A 21,599-nucleotide genomic window follows, 5' to 3' on the forward strand; every position below is an offset into this window, starting at 1 on the left:
CGCCCCATGCACAGCTTGCGCAACCTGCCGATCAGCCGCCGTCTCTGGCTGATCCTGATCGTCGCGGTCTTCATGCTGGTCACCCTCGGCGTACTGATGCTGTGGCAGATCTACGACGACCTCTACCAGGGCAAGGAGCAGAAAACCCGCCACGTGGTCGAGACCGCCGCCGGCCTGCTGCAGTTCTACCAGGGCCAGGAAGCGGCCGGCACCCTGTCCCGTGAAGAGGCGCAGAAGCAGGCGATGCAGGCAGTCCGCGCGCTGCGCTACGACAAGGGCGACTATTTCTGGATCAACGATCTGACCCCGCGCATGATCATGCACCCCACCAACGCCAAGCTCGAGGGCCAGGACCTCTCCGGCTACAAGGACCCGGACGGCAAGGCGCTATTCAACGAGATGGCGCGGGTGGCCAAGGCCGAAGGCGCGGGCTTCGTCGAGTATCGCTGGCCGAAACCGGGCGCCAGCGACCCGCTGCCGAAGGTTTCCTACGTGCAGCTGTTCGCCCCCTGGGGCTGGGTGATCGGTTCGGGGATCTATATCGACGACATGCAGGTCGAGTTCCGCGAGCAGGCCATCCAGGCCTCGGCGGTGGGCCTGGCCATCGCCCTGGTGATGGCGCTGCTGGTGATCCTCATCGCCCGCAGCATCACCCGGCCGCTGGATGAAGTGGTCTGTGCCATGGCCAATATCGCCAGCGGCGAAGGCGACCTCACCAGCAGCCTGGATACCCACGGCCGCGACGAAATCACCGCCCTGGGCGGACACTTCAACGCCTTCACCGGCAAGTTGCGCGGCGTGATCCGCCAGTCCCTGGACGCCGCCGGCGCCCTCGACCAGGCGGCCGGCAGACTGGACGGCATCGCCAGCCAGGGACTGCGCCAGAGCGAACAGCAGTCACTGCAGATGGAACAGGTGGCCACCGCCATCAACGAAGTCACCTATGGCGTACAGGACGTGGCGAAGAACGCCGAGCACGCCGCCAGCGAAGTGCGCCACGCCGAGGAACAGGCGCGCCAGGGCCACGACAACATCGACAGCAGCCTGCGGCAGATCGACCAGCTCTCCGCCACCATCGCCAAGGCGGTGGACGTGATCCAGACCCTGGCGCAGGACAGCGCGCAGATCAGCGGCGTGCTGGAAGTGATCCGCTCCATCGCCGAACAGACCAACCTGCTGGCACTCAACGCCGCCATCGAGGCCGCCCGCGCCGGCGAGCAGGGCCGCGGTTTCGCCGTGGTGGCGGACGAGGTCCGCCTGCTGGCCCAGCGCACGCAGAAGTCCACGGCGGAAATCCACGACATGATCGAGCGCCTGCAGGAGAACTCCGCTGCGGCCGTGCAGGTGATCAACGAAAGCAGCCGTGCCTCCCGCGCCACCGTGGAGCAGGCCAGCCAGGCCGGCGAAAGCCTGGCGCAGATCGCCCAGGTGCTGCGCACCCTGACCGGGCTGAACGCCTCCATCGCCAGCGCGACCCTGCAGCAGTCCCATGTGGTGGAAGACATCAACCAGAACGTCACCCAGGCCGCCGGCCTGGCCCACGACAGCGCCAGCGCGGCCGAACAGACCACCGGCGCCAGCCAGCGCCTGGGCCAGTTGGCCGTGCAGCTCAATCAGCTGCTGGGGCAGTTCCGGGTGTGAGGTCCGCGTAGCCCATCGAGTCGTGGCGGCATGGGTATCGCTTCGCTCAACCCATCCTACGGCCGCACCAGGATGAGCCTGCAGGATGGGTTGAGCCTGCGATACCCATCGATCCCCGTCGCTGGGTACCGGGATGGCTACGCAGCGCCCCCGGCCGGTAGCTCGATGCGCACCCGCAGGCCGCCCAGGGGGCTTTCCGTCAGGCTCAGGCGGCCGTTCCAGGATTCGACGATGTCACGCACGATGCCGAGGCCCAGGCCGTGCCCGGCCACCTGCTCGTCGAGGCGCGCGCCACGGCCGATGACCGCCTCGCGCTGGTCTTCGGCAATGCCCGGACCATCGTCGTCCACCGTCAGGCTGTAACCGCCCTCGCCGCTGCGAATGCTCAGGTTGACCTGGGTTTCCGCCCATTTGCAGGCGTTGTCCAGGAGGTTGCCCAGCAGCTCCAGGAGGTCTTCCCGATCCCAGGGCAGGCGCAGTCCTTCGGGGGCGTCCCAGTCCAGGTCCAGGCCGCGGTCGTGGATCAGCGCCAGGGTCGAGAACAGGCCCGGCAGCTCCTCGGCGCAGTCGAAATGCGCCCCCGGCAGCGCCTCACCGGCCAATCGCGCACGGCCCAGCTCGCGGCCCAGGCGTTGCTCGATCTGCGCCAGCTGTTCGCGCAGGGTCGTTTGAAGCTCCGGATAGCCGCGCAGCTCCTCGCGGTCGGCCAGGCTGACCAGTACCGCCAGGGGAGTCTTCAGCGCATGCCCCAGGTTGCCCAGGGCATTGCGCGAACGCCGCAAGGTGTCCTCGGTGTGACTGAGCAGATGGTTGATCTGCGCCACCAGAGGTTCCAGTTCCTCGGGGACGCGGCTGTCCAGCTCGCTGCGCTGGCCCTGCTGCAACTGGGCGATCTGCTGGCGCACCTGCTCCAGCGGACGCAGCGCCCGGCGCACGCTGAAGCGCTGCAGGACCAGGAGCAGCAACAGGCCGGCCACGCCCAGGGCCAGGCCGGTCCATTGCACGCGACGAATGCTTTCCAGCACCGGCGTGTAGTCCTGCGCCACGGCAATCCGCACCTGGCGGCCGAAGCGTCGGTAGTCGCCGCGCCAGGTCAGCAATTCCTGATTGTCGGGGCCGGGCAGAAGCCCCTCGGCCAATCCCTTCTGCTCCGGCATGGGCAGTTTGGCGTCCCATAGGGAGCGGGAGCGCCAGGACTCATCGCCGAGATCGATGACGAAATAGCGACCCGAATAAGGTTGCTGATGGGCGGGGTTGAGGCGCTTTTCGTCCAGTTCCAGGCCGTTGGGGCCACGCACCAGGGCGCTCAACAGCAGCTCGGCCTCGTTGCGCAGGCTTTCGACCAGGTAGCGTCGCAATCCCAGGTCGAACAGCCAGAGGCTGGTCTGCACCAGGACCAGTCCCACCAGCAGCAACACGCCGACCAGCTCCAGGCTGAGTCGGCGCTGAATGGACCTCATCGGCCCTCACCGGTGAAACGGTAACCCTGGCCGCGCCGGGTCTCTATCACGTCGCGACCGAGCTTGCGGCGCAGGTGGTTGACGTGGACCTCGATAACGTTGGAGTCCCGCTCGGACTCGCCATCGTAGAGGTGCTCGGCCAGGTGGCTCTTGGAGAGCAGCTGGCCGGGGTGCAGCATGAAGTAACGCAGCAGGCGGAACTCGGCCGCGGTCAGCTGGACTTCCTCGCCATTGCGGCTGACGCACTGGCGCCCTTCATCCAGCTGCAGACCAGCCGCCTCCAGTTGCGGCTGGTTCGCCAGGCCGTGGGCGCGACGCAGCAAGGCCTGGATGCGCAGGGCCAGTTCCTCGGGATGGAAGGGCTTGGTCAGGTAGTCGTCGGCGCCGGCCTTGAGGCCGTCGATACGCTCGGCCCACGAACCGCGCGCGGTGAGGATCAGCACCGGCGTCGAGAGACCGCCGGCACGCCACTGCTGCAGCACTTCGAGGCCCGGCTTACCCGGCAGGCCGAGGTCCAGGATGATCAGGTCGTAGGGCTCGCTGGCCCCCTGGTGCAGGGCGTCTCGGCCATCGGCCAGCCAGTCCACGGCGTAGCCTTGGCGGCCGAGGCTGCTGCTCAGCTCATCGGCCAGGGGTACATGGTCCTCTACCAGCAACAACCGCATCAGTCGTCTTCCTCGTCCTTCAGAATGCGCCCGTCGCGGGCATCCAGTTCCAGCTCGCGCACCGTACCATCGGCGGTGACCAGCTCCACCTCGTAAATGTAGACGTCATCTTCCTCCTCCAGCTCGGCCTCCAGCAGCCGCGCCCCGGGGTAGAGCCCCAGGGCACGGTGGAGCAGTTGCTCGAGGGGCATGATGACGCCCTCTTCACGGAGCTTCAGGGCCTCGTCCTGATCCAGGTCCCTGGCCATCGCTTCAAGGGCGAAGATGGCCAGGATCAGGGCGATGATCCCGCTGTAGCGAAGGACCCAGCGCATCAGTCGTCCTGGTGATTCTTCAGAATTTCGCCGCTGGTGGCGTCGAGCTCCAGGTCCCATTGCACGCCTTTGGCGTCACGCAGTTCGACCTGGTAGATGTAGCGGCCATATTCCTCTTCCAGTTCGGTTTCGTTGATGGTGCCGCCGGGGTGCTTGGCCAGGGCCGCGGCATTGAGCTTCTCGAACGACTGGATGGTGCCGGCGTCACGCAGTTTCAGGGCTTCGTCCGGACCGAGGTCACGGGCCTGGGCGATACCGGCGGTGGCGGCGAGGGTAGCGATGGCGAACAGGGCTGCGAATTTCTTCATGGGTCATCTCCTTGGGAGCTTGTGTGCTTTCGATGGAACCAAGATACCGGGGACGACTTAATTCAAGCTGAATTTGGCCAAAGGCTTGGGACGCATCATTCAGCTGCTGAAGCGGCTTGGCCTATGCGGGAGCGCCACTATAATCGCTGCCTCGCTTTCAGGAGACCGGCATGAGCGCCATCCAGATCAAGTTTCCCGCCCTGACCCTGCGCGCCGGACGCCGCGCCCTCACGCGCATCCGTGAGCAGGGCCTGCAACCGGCCGACGTGGGCATCCTGCCTGGCGCCGCCGGTGGCCCCAAGGCACTGGGCATTCAGGGCCTGGACCTGGCGCTGTTCGGCGACTGGCTGCCACGGGCGCCGCGCGAGCGCGCACTGATCGGTGCTTCCATCGGTTCCTGGCGCTTCGCCAGTGCCTGCCTGCCGGACGCCGCCGAGGGCATCCGCCGACTGGGCGAGCTCTACACCAGCCAGCGCTTCCCCAAGGGCGTGAGCATGGCGGAGGTCAGCCGCCTTTGCGGCCTGATGCTCGATGAGCTGCTCCGGGGCCAGGACGCGCAGGTGCTGGGCAACCCGCACTACCGCCTCAACGTGGTGGTGGTCAAAAGCCACGGCCTGCTCGCCGGGGACCATCGCGGCGCCCTGGGCCTTGGCCTGTCGTCGGTGATCGGCAGCAACCTGCTGGGGCGTCCGCGCCTGGCCCGGCACTTCGAGCGGGTCATCCTGCATGACGCCCGCCAGGCCCCGCCGCTGGCGCCGCTGTCCGACTTCCCCTCGCACTACCACGCGCTGGACCAGGGCAACCTGCGCCACGCCCTGCTCGCCTCCGGCTCGATCCCCATGGTGATGGAAGGCGTGCGTGACATCCCCGGCGCCGGGCCCGGCACCTACCGCGACGGCGGCCTGCTGGACTACCACCTGGACCTGCCCTACCACCCCGGCGGCGTGGTGCTTTACCCGCACTTCACCGACAAGGTGGTGCCCGGCTGGTTCGACAAGGGCCTGCCCTGGCGCAAGGGTGACGCCGAACGCCTGCAGGACGTGCTGCTGCTCTCCCCTTCCCGTGAATACCTGGCCACCCTGCCCCATGGCAAACTGCCGGACCGCAAGGACTTCAAGCGTTACATCGGCGACGATGCCGGGCGCGAACGCTATTGGCGCAAGGCCATGGCCGAGAGCCAGCGCCTGGGCGACGAATTCCTCGAACTGGTGGACAGCGGCAAGCTCGGCGAACGCCTGCGACACCTCTGATGGATGGCGCGATGCGCCAAATGGAGTACAGGGATGAAACTCGCGGTAGCCATCATTCATGGCATCGGCAACCAGCAGGACGCGCAGGATGCGGAGGGCCAGCACGCCTTCGCCCAGGGCCTGATCCATGGGCTGCGGCGGCGCCTCGGCGTCGAAGCGGAGAATATCGCCTTCCAGTCACTGTACTGGGCCAGTGTGCTGGACAAGCGTGAGCTGGCCTACCTGGAGCGACTCGAACGGGAACCGGTGCGCTGGCGCTGGATGCGTCGGCTGGTCACCCTCTTCCTCGGCGACGCCAGCGGCTACCGCAAGGTGAGCCAGGCCTACGACACCACCTACGAGCAGGTGCACCAGAGCGTGCGCCACGGCCTCAACGCCTTGCGCGCCAAGGTCGGGCCGGACACGCCGCTGGTGGTACTGGCCCACTCCCTGGGTGGGCACATCATCTCCAACTACGTCTGGGACCAGCAGAAGCTCAACGCCACACCGAGCTGTCCGCTCGATCCTTTCCTGGCCATGGAGACCCTGGTGGGGCTGGTCACCTTCGGCTGCAATATCCCGCTCTTCACCTTCGCCTATGACCCGGTGCAGCCGATCCGCTTTCCCGGCCATTGCCTGGATGAGCGCATGAGCCAGGCGGCGCGCTGGTTGAATGTCTACGCCCCGGCCGACCTGCTCGGCTACCCGCTGCGCCCCGTGCAGGGCTACGCCTCGGTGGTTCACGAGGACCGCCCCATGGCAGTGGGCTCCTGGTTCAGACGGCACACGCCCCTGAGCCACCTGGAGTACTGGCACGATTCGGGTTTCCAGGATTACCTGGCCCGCCACCTGCGCGAACTGCTGCGCGCCTGTGGCGGTCGCTCCCTTGCGGCGGTCGAGGCTCAGCCCGGCCTGCCGTCCAACCTCGGCGTGCACAGCAGCACCGCGTAGTAGCGCAGGAACAGCGCGAAGGCCGCCATCCAGCAGAAAGCCGCCAGCCAGAACGCCAGGGTTCCCAGCAACGGCATCAGCAGTACCCGTGCGACAGCGCCCAGGTTCAGCAGCGCAAAGGCCAGCCCCATGGCACGCGGAGCCTCCAGCGGCCGACCGCTGTGCCCCAGGCTGACGCGGGCGATCATCGCCAGGATCAGCCCGGCCATGGCGCCGACACCCAGCGCGTGCTGGGCCAGGCTCGGATTGGCCAGCCAGCCCAGGTGCCAGGCGGCCAGGCCCAGGGGCGCCAGGGCCAACCAGGCGAACGCCAGGTGCAGCGGCCAGAGCAGCGTCACCCGCCAGATGCCGGCGTCGTACCAGCGCGCCAGGCGCAGCAGGTTGCCGAGGCCCGGCAGCAGGCAGAGGATCGCCAGCCAGGGCGATTGTTGCAGGCCGGGGCCCGCCGCGAAGCTGGCGGCCAGCAGGACGCTGCCCGCCAGGCAGGTCCAGTCCAGCCAGGGCCAGGCCTTGATCTGTTGCGTGCGGCCCAGGCCGCGCTGGGTGAAGAACGGAATCACCCTTCCGCCGATCAGCCCCATCAATGCCGCCACCAGCCAGAGCGCCGCCAGCACACCTTGGCGCTGCAGGGCATCGTTGCCAACGGCCAACCCCCAGAGCACCAGGGCATCGGCCGCCGCCAGCAGGCTCAGGACCAGCACCACGGGGTAGTTGTTGCGCTGGCGCACGCGCCACAGGCTGCGCCCCAGTACCAGGGCCACCCAGGGCAGGAAGGCCAGCTCCAGGGGAATCAGCAGCGCCAGGGGCGCGCCCAGTACCCAGGCAAGCCGTGCGGCCAGCCAGAGCAGTGCCAGGCTGGCCAGGGCGCGACCGCGCAGGCCGGGAGTGCCGGTCCAGTTCTGGACGGCGGTGAGGAGAAAGCCGGCAATGATCGCGCCGCCGAAGCCGAACACCATCTCGTGGCGGTGCCAGGCGAGCCAGCCGCCCGCCGGCTGCCAGGGGCCGAGGCGGCCATGGAGGGCCATCAGCCAGAGCGGCACGGCCAATAGAGCGAAGGCCGTGCCGAAGAGAAAGAAGGGGCGGAAGCCCAGGCGCCAGATCGGCCGGATCGCCAGCTCCCGCGAAGCATCAAGCAATTGCACAGGCCAGCTCCCGTTGTTCCTTGCGCATCTGGTACTGGGCGGTCAGACGCATCACGTAGCCCAGCTTGATCAGGGTCGGCCCGAGGATCGACAGGCCATGGGCGCCAACCAGCAGCATCAGCCCCAGGTGGGCTTCCAGGTAGTAGGCTCCGACCACGCCCAGCAGCAACTGCACCAGGCCGGTCCAGAGAAACAGGTGAGAGAGCTGCAGCAGGCGTTGGGGGTTTCCGAACAGACTGGTCATGATCGCGCACTCCTCGATGGGTTGCCCGGCGCCCCTTGGCGCCGGGCGGTTTGGGTCAGGCCTCCAGGGCGGCGGCCGGTCCGAAGAACTCGTAGTGGCTCTGGGCTTCCGGTACGCCGAGCTCGCGCAGGTGCTTCTTGACCTGGGCCATGAAGCCTTTCGGGCCCAGGAAGTAGGCATCCAGGTCACGCTCGACGGGCAGCCATTGGGCCAGCCGTTCGCGGCTCAGGAAGCCGGTGGCGTGGGGCTCGTCATCCCCATGGGGCTCGCTGTAGCAGAAGAAGTGGTTGAGCTGGGGCACGGCCGCGGCCTTCGCCTCGACCCAGTCGCGGAAGGCATGGACCGAACCGTTGCGCGCACAGTGGATGAAGTGGATCCGCCGGCCGCTGTCCTGGGCCGCTTCCAGCATGGCCAGGGCCGGGGTGATGCCGACACCGGCGGTGATCAGCACCAGGGGCTTCTTGCTCGGCCGCAGGATGAAGTCGCCGGCCGGCGCGAAGAGTTCCAGCAGGTCCCCTTCCTGGACACGGTCGTGGAGGAAGTTGGACACCTTGCCGCCCGCCTCGCGCTTGACGCTGATGCGGTAGTCGCGGCCATTGGGGGCTGCGGACAGCGAGTAGTTGCGGCGCGCTTCCTCGCCGTCGATATCCAGGCGCAGGCCGATGAACTGGCCGGGCGTGAAGTCCATCACGGCGCCGCCGTCCGCCGGTACGAAGTAGAAGGAGGTGATTTCCGCGCTTTCCGCAACCTTGCGCTCGACGCGGAAGCTGCGGCCACCGCGCCAGCCGCCTTCGGCTTCGGCGCTGGCGGCGTAGACTTCTTCCTCGGCGCCCATCAGCAGGCCGGCCAGCAGGTTGTAGGCCTCGCCCCAGGCGTTGATGACTTCGTCGGTGGCGATCTCTTCGCCCAGCACTTCACGGATGGCGCGCAGCAGGCAGGTGCCGACGATCGGGTAGTGCTCCGGCAGGATCTGCAAGGCAACGTGCTTGGCAACGATGCGGTTCACCAGCGGGCCCAGCACTTCCAGCTGGTCGATGTGACGGGCATACATCAACACGCCGTTGGCGAGGGCGCGGGCCTGGTCGCCGCTGGCCTGGTGGGCCTGGTTGAACAGCGGACGCACCTCCGGGTACTCGGAAAGCATCATCTTGTAGAAGTGGGTGGTCAGGGCTTCACCACCGGTTTCCAGCAGGGGCACGGTGGATTTGACGATGGCACGAACTTGGCTGGAAAGCATAATGACTCCGATATCTGGGTTGGTTCTTTCTGCCTGTACTAATCCAGCTTTCATGCCAACTATTTATTCTTTATAAATCAATGCTTTATATTCTTACGCGTTCTTTTGACTACACTAGCAAGCGAGTCATAACGACATACCGGAGTCATAATGACATCCCACCCTCTACTGCAGACGCTGATCCCCCTGGTCAGCGATCTCTCCCGCGAACTGCCCGAGCGCGAGCGCTACCGTCGCCTGCTGGAAGCCCTGCGCGGCCTGCTGCCCTGCGATGCCACCGCGCTGCTGCGCCTGGACGGTGACCAGTTGGTGCCCATGGCGGTGGACGGCCTCAGCCAGGACACCCTGGGCCGACGCTTCAAGGTCGCCGAGCACCCGCGGCTACAGGCCCTGATGGAGCATCGCGGCGTCACCCGCTTCGCCGCCGATTGTGGATTGCCCGATCCCTATGACGGCCTGGTGGAAGGCCACCAGGACCATCTGGAGGTCCACGACTGTATGGGTTGCCCGATCTACCTGGATGACCGTCCCTGGGGCGTGCTGACGCTGGATGCCATGGACCCTTCGCGCTTCGACGGCCAGGACCTGGAAGTGCTGGATGGCTTCGCCAGCCTGGCGGCCGCTACGGTGAAGGCTGTGGACCGCATGGACAGCCTGACCCGCCGCGCCCAGGATGAACAGCAACTGGCAGAGGTCTACCGTCAGGCGGCCGGCCAGGCCCGACCCCAGGAGCTGATCGGCCAGAGTGCGGCGCACAAGGCGCTGGTGGAGGAGATCAAACTGGTCGGCGGCAGCGAACTGACGGTGCTGATCAGCGGGGAAACCGGGGTAGGCAAGGAGTTGGTGGCGCAATCGATCCATGGCGGCTCGCTACGCTCCCGACACCCGCTGATCAGCCTCAACTGCGCAGCCCTGCCCGACACACTGGTGGAGAGCGAGCTGTTCGGCCATGTGCGCGGCGCCTTCTCCGGCGCGGTGAATGATCGCAAGGGCAAGTTCGAGCTGGCCGATGAGGGCACGCTGTTCCTCGACGAGGTGGGCGAGTTGCCTTTGGCCATCCAGGCCAAGCTGCTGCGTGTCCTGCAGAGCGGGCAGCTGCAACGGGTCGGGTCGGATCGCGAGCACCGGGTCAACGTCAGGGTCATCGCGGCCACCAACCGCGACCTGGCGGAGGAAGTACGTGCCGGGCGTTTTCGCGCCGACCTCTACCATCGCCTGAGCGTCTATCCGTTGCGCGTCCCTCCCCTGCGCGAACGGGGCCGCGATGTACTGCTGCTGACCGGTTTCTTCCTCGAGGAGAACCGCCCCCGACTCGGCCTGCGCAGCCTGCGACTCAGCCAGGATGCCCAGGCCGCCCTGCTCGGCTATGACTGGCCTGGCAACGTGCGCGAGCTGGAACACCTGATCGGCCGCGCGGCCCTCAAGGCACTAGCGGCATGCCCAGAGCGGCCACGCATCCTCACGCTCACCGCCCAGGATCTCGCCCTGCCGGGCAACCAGCCCATGACCCCCTGCAGCCCACTGGATGCGCCTGTCGCCACCGTGGTCGGAGACCTGCGGGACGCGGTGGACCAGTACCAGCGCCAACTGATCATGGCCAGCCTGGAACGTCAGCAAGACAACTGGGCCGCATCGGCACGCGAGCTGGGCCTGGATCGTGCCAACCTGCTGCGCCTGGCCAAGCGTCTGGGCATCAAGTGATGCGGGAGCTTCGTCCGACCGCATCCGTCTTTTCCGCCAGGCAGCCGGAGAGCTGGTAAAATCGGGGCTTTCCTGCTTTGGCCGGTTACCTGGCCGTCATCTCAAGAGCGTTACTCAAGTGGAAATTTTCAAAGAGTTCATCTTCGAAGCTGCACACCAGCTCCCCCACGTGCCGGCCGGCCACAAATGCGGTCGCCTGCACGGTCACTCCTTCCGTGTGGCCATCTACATCGAGGGTGAGCCCGATCCCCATACCGGCTGGATTCGCGACTTCTCCGAGCTCAAGGCGATCTTCAAGCCGCTCTACGAGCAGCTCGATCACAATTACCTCAACGAGATCCCCGGCCTGGAAAACCCCACCAGCGAAGTACTCGCCAAGTGGATCTGGCAGCAGCTCAAGCCCCTGCTCCCGGAGCTTTCCCGCATCCGCATCCACGAAACCTGCACCAGTGGCTGCGAATACCGCGGCGACTGACAGCTTCCAGGACGCAGAAATGCAAAAGGCCACCTCCGGGTGGCCTTTTTGTTGGTTGCAATCTCTGTAGGACGCGCCGTGCGTGCCGCCGTATCCTCGATGCGCGCAGCGCAGCCTACTTTCTCGCGCGCAAAGACAAACCCCCGACCCGCATGAGCGGATCGGGGGTTTGGAATAGAAGCTTGACGATGACCTACTCTCACATGGAGAAGCTCCACACTACCATCGGCGATGCGTCGTTTCACTACTGAGTTCGGGATGGGATCAGGTGGTTCCAACGCTCTATGGTCGTCAAGCAATTCGGTTGGGGTCTCGCCGTGAGGCGCTACTCCGAATCAGGGTGAGCTCTGAAGCTCTTGGGGCACGTGCTTTCGCACTGCTCTCACTTAAAGACAAACCCCCGATACGCGAGGCGTATCGGGGGTTTGGGATAGAAGCTTGACGATGACCTACTCTCACATGGAGAAGCTCCACACTACCATCGGCGATGCGTCGTTTCACTACTGAGTTCGGGATGGGATCAGGTGGTTCCAACGCTCTATGGTCGTCAAGCAATTCGGTTGGGATCTCGCGGTAAGGCGCGATCCCGAATCAGGTATGTGACAGTCTAGGTATTTGCGGTTCTTGCGAACTTTCGGTTTCTATCGACTTCAACCAGTCGCACCCACAATCACCAGATTGTTTGGGTGTTATATGGTCAAGCCTCACGGGCAATTAGTATTGGTTAGCTCAACGCCTCACAGCGCTTACACACCCAACCTATCAACGTCGTAGTCTTCGACGGCCCTTTAGGGGATTCAAGATCCCAGTGAGATCTCATCTTGAGGCGAGTTTCCCGCTTAGATGCTTTCAGCGGTTATCTCTTCCGAACATAGCTACCCGGCGATGCCACTGGCGTGACAACCGGAACACCAGAGGTTCGTCCACTCCGGTCCTCTCGTACTAGGAGCAGCCCCTCTCAAATCTCAAACGTCCACGGCAGATAGGGACCGAACTGTCTCACGACGTTCTAAACCCAGCTCGCGTACCACTTTAAATGGCGAACAGCCATACCCTTGGGACCGGCTTCAGCCCCAGGATGTGATGAGCCGACATCGAGGTGCCAAACACCGCCGTCGATATGAACTCTTGGGCGGTATCAGCCTGTTATCCCCGGAGTACCTTTTATCCGTTGAGCGATGGCCCTTCCATACAGAACCACCGGATCACTAAGACCTACTTTCGTACCTGCTCGACGTGTCTGTCTCGCAGTCAAGCGCGCTTTTGCCTTTATACTCTACGACCGATTTCCGACCGGTCTGAGCGCACCTTCGTACTCCTCCGTTACTCTTTAGGAGGAGACCGCCCCAGTCAAACTGCCCACCATACACTGTCCTCGATCCGGATGACGGACCAGAGTTAGAACCTCAAGCATGCCAGGGTGGTATTTCAAGGATGGCTCCACGAGAACTGGCGTCCTCGCTTCAAAGCCTCCCACCTATCCTACACAAGCAGGCTCAAAGTCCAGTGCAAAGCTACAGTAAAGGTTCACGGGGTCTTTCCGTCTAGCCGCGGATACACTGCATCTTCACAGCGATTTCAATTTCACTGAGTCTCGGGTGGAGACAGCGCCGCCATCGTTACGCCATTCGTGCAGGTCGGAACTTACCCGACAAGGAATTTCGCTACCTTAGGACCGTTATAGTTACGGCCGCCGTTTACCGGGGCTTCGATCAAGAGCTTCGCTTGCGCTAACCCCATCAATTAACCTTCCGGCACCGGGCAGGCGTCACACCCTATACGTCCACTTTCGTGTTTGCAGAGTGCTGTGTTTTTAATAAACAGTCGCAGCGGCCTGGTATCTTCGACCGGCATGAGCTTACGCAGTAAATGCTTCACCCTCACCGGCGCACCTTCTCCCGAAGTTACGGTGCCATTTTGCCTAGTTCCTTCACCCGAGTTCTCTCAAGCGCCTTGGTATTCTCTACCCAACCACCTGTGTCGGTTTGGGGTACGGTTCCTAATTACCTGAAGCTTAGAGGCTTTTCCTGGAAGCATGGCATCAACCACTTCATGTTCTAAAAGAACACTCGTCATCAGCTCTCGGCCTTGAACACCCGGATTTGCCTAAGTGTTCGGCCTACCACCTTAAACTTGGACAACCAACGCCAAGCTGGCCTAGCCTTCTCCGTCCCCCCATCGCAGTAATTAGAAGTACGGGAATATTAACCCGTTTCCCATCGACTACGCATTTCTGCCTCGCCTTAGGAGCCGACTCACCCTGCGTCGATTAACGTTGCGCAGGAACCCTTGGTCTTTCGGCGTGCGAGTTTTTCACTCGCATTGTCGTTACTCATGTCAGCATTCGCACTTCTGATACCTCCAGCAAGCTTCTCAACTCACCTTCACAGGCTTACAGAACGCTCCTCTACCGCTCGTCTTACGACGAACCCGTAGCTTCGGTGTATGGTTTGAGCCCCGTTACATCTTCCGCGCAGGCCGACTCGACTAGTGAGCTATTACGCTTTCTTTAAAGGGTGGCTGCTTCTAAGCCAACCTCCTAGCTGTCTAAGCCTTCCCACATCGTTTCCCACTTAACCATAACTTTGGGACCTTAGCTGACGGTCTGGGTTGTTTCCCTTTTCACGACGGACGTTAGCACCCGCCGTGTGTCTCCCACGCTGACACTTCCAGGTATTCGGAGTTTGCATCGGTTTGGTAAGTCGGGATGACCCCCTAGCCGAAACAGTGCTCTACCCCCTGGAGTGATACGTGAGGCGCTACCTAAATAGCTTTCGAGGAGAACCAGCTATCTCCGAGCTTGATTAGCCTTTCACTCCGATCCACAGGTCATCCGCTAACTTTTCAACGGTAGTCGGTTCGGTCCTCCAGTCAGTGTTACCTAACCTTCAACCTGCCCATGGATAGATCGCCCGGTTTCGGGTCTATACCCAGCGACTAAACGCCCTATTAAGACTCGCTTTCGCTACGCCTCCCCTATTCGGTTAAGCTCGCCACTGAATATAAGTCGCTGACCCATTATACAAAAGGTACGCAGTCACCTAACAAAGTAGGCTCCCACTGCTTGTACGCATACGGTTTCAGGTTCTATTTCACTCCCCTCTCCGGGGTTCTTTTCGCCTTTCCCTCACGGTACTGGTTCACTATCGGTCAGTCAGTAGTATTTAGCCTTGGAGGATGGTCCCCCCATATTCAGACAAAGTTTCTCGTGCTCCGTCCTACTCGATTTCACTTCCTGGACCCTTTCGCGTACGGGGCTATCACCCACTATGGCCGCACTTTCCAGAGCGTTCCGCTAAAATCCAAGAAGCTTAAGGGCTAATCCCCGTTCGCTCGCCACTACTAAGGGAATCTCGGTTGATTTCTATTCCTCAGGGTACTTAGATGTTTCAGTTCCCCTGGTTCGCCTCTTGCACCTATGGATTCAGTACAAGATACCTAGGTTATCCTAGGTGGGTTCCCCCATTCAGAGATCTCCGGATCAAAGTCTGTTTGCCGACTCCCCGAAGCTTATCGCAGGCTACCACGTCTTTCATCGCCTCTGACTGCCAAGGCATCCACCGTATGCGCTTCTTCACTTGACCATATAACCCCAAGCAATCTGCTCGTGATCATAGGGGTGAAGACGACATTCGCCGAAAATTCGCGCTTGAACTCGCAAATTTTACCTTGATTCATTGAGTGCAGTGAAACACTCAACAAGTCACTTCTATCACATACCCGAATTTTTAAAGAACGATTCTGAAGCAAAGTTCAGAATTCAATATCCCACTCGAGATATTCAATTCTGGACTCTTGATCAGCCTGGAGATGGTGGAGCCAAGGAGGATCGAACTCCTGACCTCCTGCGTGCAAAGCAGGCGCTCTCCCAGCTGAGCTATGGCCCCAATGTCAACCGGTCATACGACCCCGCGACAATTGGTGGGTCTGGGCAGATTCGAACTGCCGACCTCACCCTTATCAGGGGTGCGCTCTAACCAACTGAGCTACAGACCCAATCGCCTTCGCAATTGAATCAAGCAATTCGTGTGGGAACTTATGAAGAAGCTGAAGTCTTCGATTAAGGAGGTGATCCAGCCGCAGGTTCCCCTACGGCTACCTTGTTACGACTTCACCCCAGTCATGAATCACTCCGTGGTAACCGTCCCCCTTGCGGTTAGACTAGCTACTTCTGGAGCAACCCACTCCCATGGTGTGACGGGCGGTGTGTACAAGGCCCGGGAACGTATTCACCGTGACATTCTGATTCACGATTACTAGCGATTCCGACTTCACGCAGTCGAGTTGCAGACTGCGATCCGGACTACGATCGGTTTTATGGGATTAGCTCCACCTCGCGGCTTGGCAACCCTTTGTACCGACCATTGTAGCACGTGTGTAGCCCTGGCCGTAAGGGCCATGATGACTTGACGTCATCCCCACCTTCCTCCGGTTTGTCACCGGCAGTCTCCTTAGAGTGCCCACCATAACGTGCTGGTAACTAAGGACAAGGGTTGCGCTCGTTACGGGACTTAACCCAACATCTCACGACACGAGCTGACGACAGCCATGCAGCACCTGTGTCTGAGTTCCCGAAGGCACCAATCCATCTCTGGAAAGTTCTCAGCATGTCAAGGCCAGGTAAGGTTCTTCGCGTTGCTTCGAATTAAACCACATGCTCCACCGCTTGTGCGGGCCCCCGTCAATTCATTTGAGTTTTAACCTTGCGGCCGTACTCCCCAGGCGGTCGACTTATCGCGTTAGCTGCGCCACTAAGATCTCAAGGATCCCAACGGCTAGTCGACATCGTTTACGGCGTGGACTACCAGGGTATCTAATCCTGTTTGCTCCCCACGCTTTCGCACCTCAGTGTCAGTATCAGTCCAGGTAGTCGCCTTCGCCACTGGTGTTCCTTCCTATATCTACGCATTTCACCGCTACACAGGAAATTCCACTACCCTCTACCGTACTCTAGCTCAGTAGTTTTGGAGGCAGTTCCCAGGTTGAGCCCGGGGATTTCACCTCCAACTTGCTGAACCACCTACGCGCGCTTTACGCCCAGTAATTCCGATTAACGCTTGCACCCTTCGTATTACCGCGGCTGCTGGCACGAAGTTAGCCGGTGCTTATTCTGTTGGTAACGTCAAAACAGCAAGGTATTAACTTACTGCCCTTCCTCCCAACTTAAAGTGCTTTACAATCCGAAGACCTTCTTCACACACGCGGCATGGCTGGATCAGGCTTTCGCCCATTGTCCAATATTCCCCACTGCTGCCTCCCGTAGGAGTCTGGACCGTGTCTCAGTTCCAGTGTGACTGATCATCCTCTCAGACCAGTTACGGATCGTCGCCTTGGTGAGCCTTTACCCCACCAACTAGCTAATCCGACCTAGGCTCATCTGATAGCGTGAGGTCCGAAGATCCCCCACTTTCTCCCGTAGGACGTATGCGGTATTAGCGTCCGTTTCCGAACGTTATCCCCCACTACCAGGCAGATTCCTAGGCATTACTCACCCGTCCGCCGCTCGCCGGCATCCCGAAGGACCCGCTGCCGCTCGACTTGCATGTGTTAGGCCTGCCGCCAGCGTTCAATCTGAGCCATGATCAAACTCTTCAGTTCAATACTGCTTGGGTTTTGAGAAAACCCTAAACTTGGCTCAGCAATCGCAAATAAACTCTTTGAATTCACGAAGAGTTACTTGTGTTGCTGATAATCAGTCGACTATCAGTCTTACTTCACAAGCACCCACACGAATTGCTTGATTCAGTTGTTAAAGAGCGTTTCGATCAAGTCTTTCGCCTCAACCGAGGCCGCGCATTCTACAGCAGCCTTTCTTGCTGTCAAGCTGTTTTTCGAAGAATTTCTCTTTCTACTCAACCGCTTGCGCTTTCGATCCGATCACTCTTCTCGTCAGCGGGAGGCGCATTCTACAGCGTTCAAACTCGCTGTCAACGCCTCCGTGACCTTCTTCTTTCTGCCTTTCGGAAGACCGAAGCGGCCAGCTCTACCACCGCTCGCCGATCACCTCTTCCCGCTTTTCCGCCTTGCTAAGTGCTTGATTTTCAAGCTCTTTCGCTGCTTCGTCACTGGAAGAGGTGCGCATTATAGGCGCGCAGAATCTGCCGTCAACACTTATTTGAAATATTCCTGTAATACCCGTCGGACGCCTCCTCCCCCCTCCTTCCTATATATAGAGAGGGGCTCCCGCTACAGCTGTTCGCTAGCCACCCTGCAGCTGCCGCCAGGCTTCGTACAGGTCAGGCCCCTCGTCGCGGGCACGGACATAGGTCAGGCTCAGCTCTCGCTGCTCGAGTGGCCGCGCCAGCTCCACATACCCGCGCTCCGCAGAGAGGTCGTAGGGTTCGCCATCTTCATTGGAGTACGCGTAATAGACCTTGCTTACCCCCGCCAAGTGCATCGCGGACAGGCACATGGAGCACGGGTAGCCGCTGGCATAGACAACACTGCCGCTGAGGTCGGTCGAGCCCTGGGCCTTGCAAGCCGCGCGCACCGCCTGCATTTCAGCGTGGGCACTGGGGTCGCAGGTGGCATCCACTTCGTTGACCGAACGAGCCAGGATTTCGCCATTTCTCACGAGCACGGCGCCAAAGGGCCAGGTCTTGCGCTCGCGCACGTTATCCATGGCGAGACGGATGGAATCAATCAGATAAGCCTCAATGCTGGACATGCAGTCCCTCCTTTATAGAGTGCTGAATCGGTCAGCTGCCGCGATAAGTCGAAAAGCACCAGGGCGAACACAGCAGTGGCACGTGGTAGTGCTGTGTCGGGTCGAACACCGTGAACCGCACGGGAACCACCTCCGCCAAGGCGTTTGAGTCCTTGAAATGCTCTCCAACGGCGAAGCGCAGCTCGAAATCGCCGGGCCGCGCCGCCTGCGCGGCCAGCATGGGCTCGTCGGTGCGGCCATCGGCATTGCTGAGCGCCTGGGCGAGCAATGTCGGCGGCGTGGTGCCGAGATCGAAGAGTTCGATCCGCACGCCCGCCATCGGCCTGCCATTTGCGAGGTCCAGCACGTGAGTGGTGATTCCGGCCATGAGCGTGCTCCAGGTCTGTCGAAGAGTGCGCGGCTGGCCATCAACTGCCGCGATAGTAGGTGTAACTCCAGGGACCGAACTGAACGGGCAGGTGCAGGCGCTCGTCCGCACTGGTGATACGCACGCGGATGGGCACCTTGGAGAGAAAGGCCGGCGATGGCAGCCGCGCACCTTTCATGCGGAAGTAGTCGTCGATGTGCAGCAGCAACTCGTAATCGCCTACCCGGTAGCTGCCACCCATCAGTAGCGGCTCGTCGGTACGCCCGTTGGCGTTGACGCTGAAGGACTGCAGCGCAATCGTCTGGCCGCTCTCCAGCCTGGAGAAGTCGCCACGCAGCCCCACCGCAGGGGCGCCGTGGAAAGTGTCCAGTAGATGGATCGTCAGCCTCGGGCTGACACCGTGCAGCACGATCGGCCCCCGAGCTTGATCAGGCAAGCCTGCAGGCGCTGCCGAAAAAGCCCGCGAGGCAAGCAACGCGCCACCAGCCAGGGCCGCAGTGCCGAACAAGAAGCGCCGACGCTGCCGATTCAGTGCATCTCCCATGTCTAACCCTCCTTGCGATGCTTGGCGTGGGCGATACCGACAATCACCAGCACTGCCGCCATCAGTTCGATGGCCGCCACCAGGTAAAGCCCCGGTGCCAGGCTGCCGGTGGCGTCCTTGACCAGGCCGAGCACATAAGGCGCACCGAAGCCCGCGAGGTTGGCCACCGAGTTGATGAATGCAACACCGATGGCCGCGGCGCCTCCGGCGAGATAGAGGTTGGGCAATTGCCAGAACACCGGTATGGCACTCATGGTCCCGGTGAGTGCGACGATCATGGCCACCAGGGTGAAGACGGGCGCCAGGGTCTGCTGCCCGAGCAGCATGGCCATCACCGCCATCGCCAGTGCCCCGCAAGCCGCCGGCAGCGCGAAGTGCCAACGCACCTCCTGGCGGCGGTCCGAATGGGCGCCGTTGAGAATCATCCCCGCCGCCCCGAACAGGTAGCCCAGTGCGGCAATCCAGCCGATGACCAGGGGCGCGCCGAATCCGGAGTCGCGGATGATGGTGGGGATCCAGAAAGTCAGCGCGGAGTTGGCGCAGAGCAGGCAGAAGAAGATGGCGATCAGCAACCAGACCCTCGCGTTACGGAACAGTGTCCGCCAGTCGCTGCCGCGCTCGCCCAGTTCGCGGGCATCCCGTTCCAGGGCGTGATGGATGACTCGCTGCTCCGCCACACTCAGCCACCTGGCCTGGTCGGGGCGATCGGTCATATAGAAGAAGGCGACCACGCCGGCCACTACCGAGGGGAACCCCTCCAGCACGAACAGCCACTGCCAGCCGTGGAAGCCGCTGGCGCCGTCCAGGGACGTCATGATCATGCCCGCCAGCGGCCCGCCCAGAATCCCGGCGACGGCCGAGGCGGACATGAACGTGCCGAACGCCTTGGCGCGCCGTGAGGTCGGGTACCAGTAGGTGAGGTAGAGGATGACGCCGGGGTAGAAACCCGCTTCGAAGGCACCGAGCAGGAAGCGCAGGATGTAGAACTGGGTCGGCGTGGTGACCAACGCCTGGAGCATGCAGATGGTGCCCCAGCCAATGGCGATGCGCATGACGGTCTTCTTGGCACCGATCCTCTGCAGCAAGGCGTTGGAGGGCACCTCGAAGAGGAAGTAGCCGAGGAAGAAGATGCCCGCCCCCAGGCCATAGACCGCCTCGCTGAACCGCAGCGCATCGAGCATCTGCAACTTGGCGAAACCGATGTTGACGCGGTCCAGCCAGGCCAGGACCCAGAGGATGCAGAGGAAGGGCAACAGTCGCCAGGTGACCTTGCGGTAGACCCTATCCTCGAGCGACGGTGCGGCAGTGGAATCGGGTGATGCGGCTTGTTCGGTGGCGGACATTAGCGTTCCCCGGCGGGCTTCGACCTTTCACGGCGCTTCAGGTAAGCGCTGGACGGTCGGCTTGTTGTTGTGTGCCGCGACCATAAGTCAGGGGCCATCCGCCCAGACAGCGTCGTCGTCTTATAGAGCCCATAGCGAATTGCGAATCCGACCGCTGCCGGCCCCGACAGGCAACTTCGTCGATGCGACGCGGCGGCGTCGCACAACCAAGCCGGACCGGACCACGTTGACGCTATCCTGGCGCGACGGGATCGTTAGGTTTGGCCTCCGGGAAGACACCCAACGATGAGAAGTGACGACCCGTTCGATACCTACCTGCTGCGCGTGCTGTGCCTGCTGGTTGCCGAGCGCAGCGTGTCGCGTACCGCAATTCGCCTGAATCAGTCACAGCCGGCCATCAGTGGAGCCCTCAAGCGCCTGCGGCATATCTTTGGCGACCCCCTGGTGATCCGCGAGAAGAACAGCATGGTGCCCACCGAGCGTGGCCTGCAGCTCGCCCAGGATGCCCAGGCCGCCCTCGATGCCCTCGACCATCTGCTGACCACTGACGAGCCGTTCAACGCCGAATGTTGCGATCGCACCTTCACCCTCGCCGTGCCGGACTACCTCGCCCCACCCTTCTTCGCCGATATGGTTCGGCGCTTCCGCGTGCAATCGCCCAAGGCCAGGCTGGTGACCCTGCCGATGAGCGAGGGCTTCGACTTCGAACGGGCCCTGGCCGAGGGCGAAGTGGATATCGTCATAGGCAACTGGCCCGCCCCACCCGAGCACCTGCACCTGGCGGTGCTGCTGGAAGACGAAGTGGTCTGCCTGATGGCCAGGGACAACCCCCTCGCTCGGCCCGGCAAGCTGACGGCGGAGCGCTACCTCAACGCCTCCCACCTGGTGCCGCTGCCTTACTCCGGGTCCCAGCGCGGCGTTGTCGACAGCAGCCTGGCGTCCCGGCGCATGCAGCGCGCCAAACGGGTGTCCTGCCCCTATTTCGCCCTGGCCCCATACCTGGTGAGCGAGTCCGATCTGATCCTCACCACGGCGCGGCATTTCGCGGCCTACTACGCGCGGCGCATGCCCCTGACGATCCAGCCGGCGCCGTTCGACTTCCCACTGATGCGCTTCTACCTGCTCTGGCATCCCACTCGGCACCGCTCTGCCGCGCACATCTGGCTGAGGGGGTTGCTGATGGAGAGCGCCCAGGCCCTCAGGGCCATCGCCAGCACGGCAAGAACGTTCTGAGTCTCCCTGCAATACCCCGACCGTTATGGGGCCGATAGCGCATGCCCACTGCGGTCGTCTCGCAGACGATCCCTACAC

Annotated in this window: 17 protein-coding genes, 2 tRNA genes and 4 rRNA genes; 6 read left to right on the forward strand and 17 right to left on the reverse strand. The window is 62.4% G+C overall.

Annotated elements, in window-relative coordinates:
- Positions 1-6 precede the first annotated feature (6 nt).
- Positions 7-1,641, forward strand: a complete 1,635-nt coding sequence (locus tag PCA10_RS17855) for a methyl-accepting chemotaxis protein (protein ID WP_016493476.1) — start codon at positions 7-9, stop codon at positions 1,639-1,641.
- Between the two features lie 137 nt (positions 1,642-1,778).
- Here the strand turns inward: PCA10_RS17855 and PCA10_RS17860 are convergent, their stop codons facing one another.
- The 4 genes from PCA10_RS17860 to PCA10_RS17875 are packed head-to-tail and all read right to left on the reverse strand — an operon-like array spanning position 1,779 to position 4,388.
- Positions 1,779-3,101 (reverse strand): sensor histidine kinase, encoded by a 1,323-nt coding sequence (locus PCA10_RS17860; RefSeq protein ID WP_016493477.1) that lies wholly within the window; start codon positions 3,099-3,101, stop codon positions 1,779-1,781.
- Entirely contained in the window at positions 3,098-3,766 is a 669-nt protein-coding gene (locus tag PCA10_RS17865) for a response regulator transcription factor (RefSeq protein WP_016493478.1), read from the reverse strand. Before PCA10_RS17865 ends, PCA10_RS17860 begins: the two co-directional genes overlap by 4 nt.
- On the reverse strand, positions 3,766-4,080 hold the full coding sequence (locus PCA10_RS17870; protein ID WP_016493479.1) for a PepSY domain-containing protein: 315 nt from the start codon (positions 4,078-4,080) through the stop codon (positions 3,766-3,768). Before PCA10_RS17870 ends, PCA10_RS17865 begins: the two co-directional genes overlap by 1 nt.
- A complete protein-coding gene (locus PCA10_RS17875; RefSeq protein WP_016493480.1) occupies positions 4,080-4,388 on the reverse strand; it encodes a PepSY domain-containing protein in 309 nt (102 codons plus the stop codon). The genes PCA10_RS17870 and PCA10_RS17875 overlap by 1 nt, the downstream gene beginning before the upstream one ends.
- Positions 4,389-4,558: 170 nt before the next feature.
- Between PCA10_RS17875 and PCA10_RS17880 the strand changes: the two genes are divergently transcribed.
- Together PCA10_RS17880 and PCA10_RS17885 are read left to right on the forward strand one after the other, a co-directional pair.
- Positions 4,559-5,638, forward strand: a complete 1,080-nt coding sequence (locus PCA10_RS17880) for a patatin-like phospholipase domain-containing protein (RefSeq protein ID WP_016493481.1) — start codon at positions 4,559-4,561, stop codon at positions 5,636-5,638.
- 33 nt (positions 5,639-5,671) lie between these two features.
- Positions 5,672-6,568 (forward strand): hypothetical protein, encoded by an 897-nt coding sequence (locus tag PCA10_RS17885; RefSeq protein ID WP_016493482.1) that lies wholly within the window; start codon positions 5,672-5,674, stop codon positions 6,566-6,568.
- Here the strand turns inward: PCA10_RS17885 and PCA10_RS17890 are convergent.
- Genes PCA10_RS17890 through hmpA form a run of 3 tightly spaced genes read right to left on the reverse strand, consistent with a single transcriptional unit; the run spans position 6,520 to position 9,191 of the window.
- Positions 6,520-7,710, reverse strand: coding sequence for an NnrS family protein (locus PCA10_RS17890; RefSeq protein WP_016493483.1), 1,191 nt, complete (start codon positions 7,708-7,710; stop codon positions 6,520-6,522). The two genes, PCA10_RS17885 and PCA10_RS17890, sit on opposite strands and share 49 nt — an antisense overlap.
- Positions 7,697-7,954: a hypothetical protein gene (locus PCA10_RS17895; protein ID WP_016493484.1), complete on the reverse strand. Its 258-nt coding sequence runs from the start codon at positions 7,952-7,954 to the stop codon at positions 7,697-7,699. Before PCA10_RS17895 ends, PCA10_RS17890 begins: the two co-directional genes overlap by 14 nt.
- Positions 7,955-8,009: 55 nt before the next feature.
- Positions 8,010-9,191: an NO-inducible flavohemoprotein gene (gene hmpA / locus PCA10_RS17900; protein ID WP_016493485.1), complete on the reverse strand. Its 1,182-nt coding sequence runs from the start codon at positions 9,189-9,191 to the stop codon at positions 8,010-8,012.
- A gap of 150 nt (positions 9,192-9,341) precedes the next feature.
- On the opposite strand from hmpA, the gene norR reads away from it, so the two are divergent.
- Together norR and queD are read left to right on the forward strand one after the other, a co-directional pair.
- Positions 9,342-10,892 carry a nitric oxide reductase transcriptional regulator NorR gene (norR, locus tag PCA10_RS17905; protein WP_016493486.1) on the forward strand — a complete coding sequence of 517 codons (1,551 nt, stop codon included), beginning with the start codon at positions 9,342-9,344 and terminating at the stop codon, positions 10,890-10,892.
- A 118-nt stretch (positions 10,893-11,010) separates the two neighbouring features.
- Positions 11,011-11,367 carry a 6-carboxytetrahydropterin synthase QueD gene (gene queD / locus PCA10_RS17910; RefSeq protein WP_016493487.1) on the forward strand — a complete coding sequence of 119 codons (357 nt, stop codon included), beginning with the start codon at positions 11,011-11,013 and terminating at the stop codon, positions 11,365-11,367.
- Between the two features lie 180 nt (positions 11,368-11,547).
- Here the strand turns inward: queD and rrf (PCA10_RS17915) are convergent.
- From rrf (PCA10_RS17915) to PCA10_RS17960, 10 genes are all read right to left on the reverse strand, one after another.
- Positions 11,548-11,663 (reverse strand): 5S ribosomal RNA (rrf, locus tag PCA10_RS17915).
- Positions 11,664-11,803: 140 nt separating this feature from the next.
- A 5S ribosomal RNA gene (rrf, locus tag PCA10_RS17920) occupies positions 11,804-11,919 on the reverse strand.
- Between the two features lie 141 nt (positions 11,920-12,060).
- A 23S ribosomal RNA gene (locus tag PCA10_RS17925) occupies positions 12,061-14,951 on the reverse strand.
- A gap of 227 nt (positions 14,952-15,178) precedes the next feature.
- Positions 15,179-15,254, reverse strand: a tRNA-Ala gene (locus tag PCA10_RS17930).
- A 32-nt stretch (positions 15,255-15,286) separates the two neighbouring features.
- A tRNA-Ile gene (locus PCA10_RS17935) sits at positions 15,287-15,363 on the reverse strand.
- 65 nt (positions 15,364-15,428) lie between these two features.
- Positions 15,429-16,965: ribosomal RNA gene (locus PCA10_RS17940) — 16S ribosomal RNA — on the reverse strand.
- The 16S, 23S and 5S rRNA genes sit together here with 2 tRNA genes alongside, the layout of an rRNA operon.
- A 601-nt stretch (positions 16,966-17,566) precedes the next feature.
- On the reverse strand, positions 17,567-18,034 hold the full coding sequence (locus PCA10_RS17945; protein WP_016493488.1) for a nucleoside deaminase: 468 nt from the start codon (positions 18,032-18,034) through the stop codon (positions 17,567-17,569).
- A gap of 31 nt (positions 18,035-18,065) precedes the next feature.
- Complete coding sequence (gene uraH / locus PCA10_RS17950; protein WP_016493489.1) at positions 18,066-18,401, reverse strand: hydroxyisourate hydrolase; 336 nt, start codon at positions 18,399-18,401, stop codon at positions 18,066-18,068.
- 40 nt (positions 18,402-18,441) lie between these two features.
- Positions 18,442-18,810 carry a hydroxyisourate hydrolase gene (locus PCA10_RS17955; protein WP_197539854.1) on the reverse strand — a complete coding sequence of 123 codons (369 nt, stop codon included), beginning with the start codon at positions 18,808-18,810 and terminating at the stop codon, positions 18,442-18,444.
- Between the two features lie 137 nt (positions 18,811-18,947).
- Complete coding sequence (locus PCA10_RS17960; protein WP_016493491.1) at positions 18,948-20,288, reverse strand: MFS transporter; 1,341 nt, start codon at positions 20,286-20,288, stop codon at positions 18,948-18,950.
- Positions 20,289-20,573: 285 nt separating this feature from the next.
- On the opposite strand from PCA10_RS17960, the gene PCA10_RS17965 reads away from it, so the two are divergent.
- Positions 20,574-21,521: a LysR family transcriptional regulator gene (locus tag PCA10_RS17965; protein ID WP_016493492.1), complete on the forward strand. Its 948-nt coding sequence runs from the start codon at positions 20,574-20,576 to the stop codon at positions 21,519-21,521.
- Positions 21,522-21,599: the final 78 nt, after the last annotated feature.

Origin of the sequence: Pseudomonas resinovorans NBRC 106553, assembly GCF_000412695.1 — a bacterium.
Lineage (GTDB): Bacteria > Pseudomonadota > Gammaproteobacteria > Pseudomonadales > Pseudomonadaceae > Metapseudomonas > Metapseudomonas resinovorans_A.